This is a genomic window from Acinetobacter sp. YH16042, assembly GCF_013417245.1.
GTDB lineage: Bacteria > Pseudomonadota > Gammaproteobacteria > Pseudomonadales > Moraxellaceae > Acinetobacter > Acinetobacter amyesii.
The window spans coordinates 1-5,594 of sequence record NZ_VPEJ01000047.1 but is presented as its reverse complement, the minus strand read 5'-3'; the positions used below and the strand labels follow the sequence as shown (position 1 = coordinate 5,594).

8 protein-coding genes are annotated in these 5,594 nt (G+C 35.6%); 2 read left to right on the top strand and 6 right to left on the bottom strand.

The window, feature by feature from the left end:
• Positions 1 to 420, top strand: a 420-nt coding sequence (locus FTV37_RS16210) for a hypothetical protein (RefSeq protein WP_180064275.1), incomplete at its 5' end; no start/stop codon positions are given.
• 17 nt (positions 421 to 437) lie between these two features.
• On the opposite strand, the gene FTV37_RS16205 is transcribed toward FTV37_RS16210, so the two are convergent.
• From FTV37_RS16205 to mobC, 5 genes are all read right to left on the bottom strand, one after another.
• Positions 438 to 1,331, bottom strand: a complete 894-nt coding sequence (locus tag FTV37_RS16205; RefSeq protein ID WP_180012288.1) for a replication initiation protein — start codon at positions 1,329 to 1,331, stop codon at positions 438 to 440.
• A 233-nt stretch (positions 1,332 to 1,564) separates the two neighbouring features.
• A complete protein-coding gene (locus FTV37_RS16200) occupies positions 1,565 to 1,852 on the bottom strand; it encodes a type II toxin-antitoxin system RelE/ParE family toxin (RefSeq protein ID WP_180064274.1) in 288 nt (95 codons plus the stop codon).
• On the bottom strand, positions 1,849 to 2,163 hold the full coding sequence (locus tag FTV37_RS16195; RefSeq protein ID WP_003115799.1) for a type II toxin-antitoxin system Phd/YefM family antitoxin: 315 nt from the start codon (positions 2,161 to 2,163) through the stop codon (positions 1,849 to 1,851). The genes FTV37_RS16200 and FTV37_RS16195 overlap by 4 nt, the downstream gene beginning before the upstream one ends.
• A gap of 76 nt (positions 2,164 to 2,239) precedes the next feature.
• The gene (locus tag FTV37_RS16190) at positions 2,240 to 3,865 is read right to left on the bottom strand and encodes a relaxase/mobilization nuclease domain-containing protein (protein ID WP_180064273.1); all 1,626 of its coding nucleotides are present in this window, start codon (positions 3,863 to 3,865) and stop codon (positions 2,240 to 2,242) included.
• Positions 3,855 to 4,187: a plasmid mobilization relaxosome protein MobC gene (gene mobC, locus FTV37_RS16185; protein WP_179996688.1), complete on the bottom strand. Its 333-nt coding sequence runs from the start codon at positions 4,185 to 4,187 to the stop codon at positions 3,855 to 3,857. Before mobC ends, FTV37_RS16190 begins: the two co-directional genes overlap by 11 nt.
• Before the next feature lie 207 nt (positions 4,188 to 4,394).
• On the opposite strand from mobC, the gene FTV37_RS16180 reads away from it, so the two are divergent.
• A complete protein-coding gene (locus FTV37_RS16180; protein WP_179991777.1) occupies positions 4,395 to 5,219 on the top strand; it encodes a hypothetical protein in 825 nt (274 codons plus the stop codon).
• 90 nt (positions 5,220 to 5,309) lie between these two features.
• Here the strand turns inward: FTV37_RS16180 and FTV37_RS16175 are convergent.
• Positions 5,310 to 5,594, bottom strand: a 285-nt coding sequence (locus FTV37_RS16175; protein ID WP_306670361.1) for a hypothetical protein, incomplete at its 5' end; no start/stop codon positions are given.

The window sequence follows — 5,594 nt, the reverse complement described above, 5'->3', positions numbered from 1 at the left end:
ACTTACTACGCTGAGATAGAGAAGCAAATTAATGACTCTGTAGAATCAAGAGTTATTAGAAATAATCTAAAACAAGAAGATATTAATAAAATATTCTTAAATATCGTGAATTATTTAAAAAGCATATATTCGATTGAATTATCTGTTGAACAGGCAGTAGGAATCACATCAGCTGCAAGTAAAAATTGGAATATCAAAGATATAATTAAAACTGCATATCAACTACCTGAGTCGGCTAAAATCTTAAAAGAAATCGCGCCAGATGCAGAATATTTAATTGACCATTTAATGCCTGAAGCAATTTACATGAAATTTATAAATAACCATAAATGGTCTACTACACAGACATACTCAGAATTGGTTAGTGCTTTTACTTCTTTTATAGATGAAGAATCTAATGATGTATCATTTTTTTGGTAATGAAATAAGGGAAGGCTTTAAATCCTTCCTAACTTCTTCCATCTGTAATAAGTACTTTGAGAAATTCCTAAATTTTTCCAAGGTTCGTTTGTACGTTCTGAGTTTTCAGATTTAGAACGTTTAGATTTCTTACCGCCAATACTTCCCTTATGACTTTGCCGATGTATAAACTCTTGGTAGCAGTACGCATCTTTTTTCCAACAGTAAGTAGCAATACTTTTTGCGGTTGCTTTGACTTCTGAGTATGGTAATGGCTCTAAAAACGCTTCATTTACGCTTAGACAATGTTTTACTACCTCATCTAACCAAGTGTTATAGATTCCACCTCTATGCGCTCTAACAGCCGTATATGCCCATTTACGCACGGTATCGAACAGTGTGCAGTTACGTCCAAGTCCTGAAACTTCCTGTTTTTTGCTTAATTTCTTAGGTAATTCTACAAAATCGGCTAAATAATCGAGCGTATAGGCTTGTTCACTCCAAAAAGTGACACGCCAATCTTTATGAAATGGATTCTTCGTAATGAGATGACTGTAGCCAACGTCTGCTCCAAGTTTATTGGCAAGTCCTGCCTGAACCTTTGAGGCATAGGCTATTGCTTTTTGACTGGCTAATTCACTGGTACACAGTGGAATTTCTAATTTATAGCAAATATGAGCATGACCATTTTTTAAGGTCTGCGCTGTCCAATAGGGCATTGGCAAATTTTCATCATGCCATGCCATGACAGCATCTGAACGATCTATATCAAAAAAGAAGTAATGAAGCATACAAGGCTGATTACCCTGTATGTATTGCATGTTGATTGCCGTTTTTTTCGGTCTTATTTGTAAGCCATACAATAAATCATCTGCACAGTATGGTTTATGAGCAAGATTTTCAAAAAAATCGCTTAATTGAGCGTTATTCACCTTTTGCAACGTCCTTTATGTTGCAAATGCTCAAAACATCAGTAAAATACAAGTATCGAATTTGCGTTTACAGATGCTTTAAGTATTTGTTAAACAATGAGAAAAAAGTAGGTTTGCCGACCTGCTTTTTTTTCGCCTAAAAGAAAATCTAACACAACTTTAATGGTTTTGAAAGTTATTGATTTTCTTCATTTTCTAACTGAATATTTGTCCATATATGGACAAATATTCAGTTAGATATTTCTAGAAGTATGTAAAATTCTTAGAATAAAGACCTTCTTTTTAGCCTCATCAATTTGAATAATTGCACGGTATGGACTGTCAGAAATAAGCATTTCTCTTGTTCCTAAATTGCCCTTCTTTTTAGTTCGATTTGGTGAGAAATACAGGGTTTCTAGCTGTTCAGTAATTTTTAAATACATCCCTTCTGCTAGTTTTTCGCCCCATGTCTCTATGCCATACGCCAAAATTTCAATTAAATCCTGTTCTGCTTGTGGCAAGTAAGAAACTTCATAGGTCATCTTTTACGGCTCGCTACCAAGTCTCGTGCCTTTTGCATTGCAGTCGCATGTACTGACTTCATTTCTTTCGTATCAGATGGATGCGCTTTCAAAGCATTTAACGCTTCTGTGATTTTCTCTTTTTCCCAATCTTCATAATCATCATCTTGGACATCAAAAAGGCTTTCTAAGTGGGTGCCTTTCACGTCTTTTAATGACAAGAAAACACCAACAGGGCGCTTATTCTTTGTGACTAATACAGGTTCTCGCTGCATCGTATCTAATAACTCACCAAAGCGTGATTTTGCATCTTTCGCTGTAATAACTTGCATGTTCAAACCTCATAAAAGTAGGCGTTTTGTCTATTTTAGACTTTTTTTGAAAGTAATCTAGCGTAATTTATTAAATTTAACGCCCAAATCCTCTACTAGCCCTCCTTTCAACCTGTTTTTCTTTCATTTGCTGGCTAATTTGCTGTTCACTTCTCTTAATTTGCTGTTGAGATTGTTTAATTGCTGATTTTGACTGGCTAATTCCTCGTTCTGACTTCTCAATACTTGATTCTGAATGCTCAATGTTTCGATCTGCTCGCTCTGACTTTGATTTATAGCGTTTAGCTCTTTCAATTGCTTCTCTAACGAGTTCAATAAGTCTTTGTAGCGATTCATAAAGTCGTTTGGCATTATCTTGTTCCGCTTGATTAGGATTACTCTGTTTTACGTCCTGCTTTGCTTCTTTTGAGGTGGCTAAGTTTTCAAATAAACTTCCGCTATCCTTCAAAAGCTCCTTTCCATCATTTGACTGGTTAAATGGATTTTCAAAAGGAGTTTTAAAGTTAGATTCTATTTTTCCAATTTCAGTACCATTTGACTGGATGTGGTCTCGTAAGCGTGCGCTTTTTTGCTGTTCTTCGCCATGATATATAGGGTTTTCTTGTCTTCGCTCTCGTGTAAAGTCACCTTCCGCAAGATTTGTTTCTCTAGCGGTGTCTGCTCTACTTTCAGATTGATTTCGGCTAATTCCTGCTGCTTGTTCTGAATTTGCTTCGCTAACCACCAATTTACGCCAAGAAAAATCAGAAACACTGTAATCAACACGCCCAATATTGCTCCCGTGAGAATATTCAAACGCAAAGCGTTTCTGATTTTCGGCTGCTGATCTTGGATGGTCTGAAGGTTTGACCTTAAAATTTTCTCTGTTTCCTTGCTGCTTGCTCTCAGTAAGGCGTTGTAGCTTTCCAAGTGCTGTTTCGTAACGCTCTCGGCTTGTTCTTTGATAATCCTGTCCTGCTCGGCGGTGTTCTTCTGCAAATTGTTTATCAAATTGTCGATTTTCATAAATTACGCCTTCTAAACGAATATTCCGCTTGCCGTCAGGATTCTTAATACTGATTGATCTATCTGTTTCTCTAGCAATCTCAAAGCCTGCACCCTTTAGGGTTTCAACTACATCTTGCCTATTTTGGATATTGCCATTGCTAATTTGCTCAGCAATTGCGGTCCCGATTTGCTCTTTAATTTCTTTGACGCTTTGAGGTAGGTTTTGGCTATTCAAAGTTTTAATTGCTTGAGCTTTCTCTGGTGCATGAGGGTCTGTTAAACCATGCTCAAAATTGATGACTTGTTTCCAGTTTTCTACAAGTGGGCGGTCAGCTTGATCAAAATAAGGCTGTAATCTTTTTCCTGTACTTAATTCCACATTTGGAATGACGAAATTAAGCTCTAAACGTCCTTTATCAGTGTGTTCTATCCAAGTGATGTCGTACTGGTCACGCTCTAACCCAGCAAGCAATGTTTCTTCAAAGCTCTGCATGATGGCTTCTTTTTGGTGTTCTTCGAGGTTTGGTTCCTCAAATGAAAGTACTCCAACCGTATAACGGTTTTGGAAGTCCAAGTTGTCTGCTAATCGTTGGGTTAATTCAGGATCTCCACTCAGTAAAACTGCACCTGGTCTATCCCTATCTTTGCCAAGTAGGTAGTCAATGGTTGCACCTGCACTACCACCGCCCTTATTTCCCAAAAATTTAACGATCATAGTTGGCTAAAATTCCTTGTAGTTGTTCTCGAATAACTGCCAACTCTGCAAAGGCTCTAAGTTTTTCTATATCAGATTCCACAGTATTTACTTGTCTCGCAATCTGATTGAGATTGCCCCCAATGCGTCCTAATGCTGCTAATAGCTGAGGATCTGCCGCTTTATAATTTCTTCTTTTATTTGGCTTCTCATCTAGACAAGTATTTCGAATCCAAGTTGCAAGCTCTCCACCTTCCATACGCTCCAGTAAGGCTTGATGTTCCGCTTCTGTTAAACGGACTTTGATCTCTTTTTTTCTTTTGATTATGTCTTTCTTAGTCATGACTCAATCTGCTTCATGGATTGGATCGGCTTTTTTTATGAGGACAAATTGCCAAGTAAAGGCAATTTACCGCAATAGAAAAAGGCGAAAAGAGGGTCAAGGGATTCTTCCCTTGCAAGGCACAAAAGGTAATCTAGCGAAAACTTTAGTTTTTGTATAGAGTACCCTTTGTGTGTCCTTGCCCTTAAAAAAATTTAGAGTAACCATATGAATAAAATTAATTTACTAGATCATCTAAATAATATAATTTGTCAAAATTTTCTTGCTGAAGAAATAGATTTCTGTACGAATAGTTGTTTAATACTTCAATACTTAAATTTTTTGGAAAGAAGAATTCCCGAAAAAACTCGTAATTGTTTACAAACTTCAGCTTTTAAAGAAGATTTCAAAAAACTAACAACTGACTTACAAAAAGGATTTTTCAAACTAAAAAAAGAAATAGAAAATGGAGAAAATTTAAATAAATATCAAAGTACAAGAATATGTGAAGCTAGTTATACAGATAACCTTTACTTACATGAAAAACTAATACATTTTCATTTGAAATCTGACATGTATCCTAGAAATCCAAAATTTATAGACCGCTCTGGCAGCATAGCAATAGTTCTGATAAATTTTGAAGAAGTAATTTTTATTAAAATAAAAAACCATGGAGGAGATACATGGACAAGCAACGAATACATTAAAATCTTAGATAAAGAATTCCCACAAGCTATTAAAAAGAAAAAACTTATTGGCATAAAAAGCGATAATTATACAAAAAGGGAAATAAATAATTTAAGAAATAAAGGAGCAATATACATTACAGGAAACGAAAATGAAGACGGCTACTGCAACACACTAGACCCAATAAAATCTTTAAACAATAAAGGTAAATTAGATCAAACAAAATATTCACATCTAAAAATAAAAGAAAAGCTATTAAAAGACATAGAAAAGTTAAGCACCAACTTAGAAAATAGTTCACCAGAAGAAATCAAAATACAGATAAAAGAGCTGATATCTGATTTAGGCTCACTTTCCGCTTTTTAATGCGCTTTCGTACGTTAATGACAGAAAATAGTACTTCTGCAAATTTGTTTTCATTAACGTACGATTTTAGATTTTAAGAATTACATACAATTAATTACTAACTGGCTCATCAAACCAACCTTCAATATAAGTACCTTCAGTACCTGTTTGCTTCACTCCACAGTAGAAATTGAGGTTCGTATCTCCAAGATATCCAGTAACTTTCTCCGGTGTATCTGTCATCGGTCTAAGAGTCTGGCCTGATCTATTTTTAATCGTCTCAAGACATTGTGACATGGAGCTAAATTTTCCACCCATTAGTTGAGTTTCAGATTCAGCACTACAACCAACGATAAAAAGAGTAATACTTGCTAATAGAATGTTTTTCATAGTTAT

Bases quoted from the DNA above. Each gene is read 5' to 3' on its own strand.
- FTV37_RS16200 (WP_180064274.1), bottom strand. From the start codon at position 1,852: ATGACCTATGAAGTTTCTTACTTGCCACAAGCAGAACAGGATTTAATT.
- FTV37_RS16195 (WP_003115799.1), bottom strand. From the start codon at position 2,163: ATGCAAGTTATTACAGCGAAAGATGCAAAATCACGCTTTGGTGAGTTA.
- FTV37_RS16190 (WP_180064273.1), bottom strand. From the start codon at position 3,865: ATGATCGTTAAATTTTTGGGAAATAAGGGCGGTGGTAGTGCAGGTGCA.
- mobC (WP_179996688.1), bottom strand. From the start codon at position 4,187: ATGACTAAGAAAGACATAATCAAAAGAAAAAAAGAGATCAAAGTCCGT.
- FTV37_RS16180 (WP_179991777.1), top strand. From the start codon at position 4,395: ATGAATAAAATTAATTTACTAGATCATCTAAATAATATAATTTGTCAA.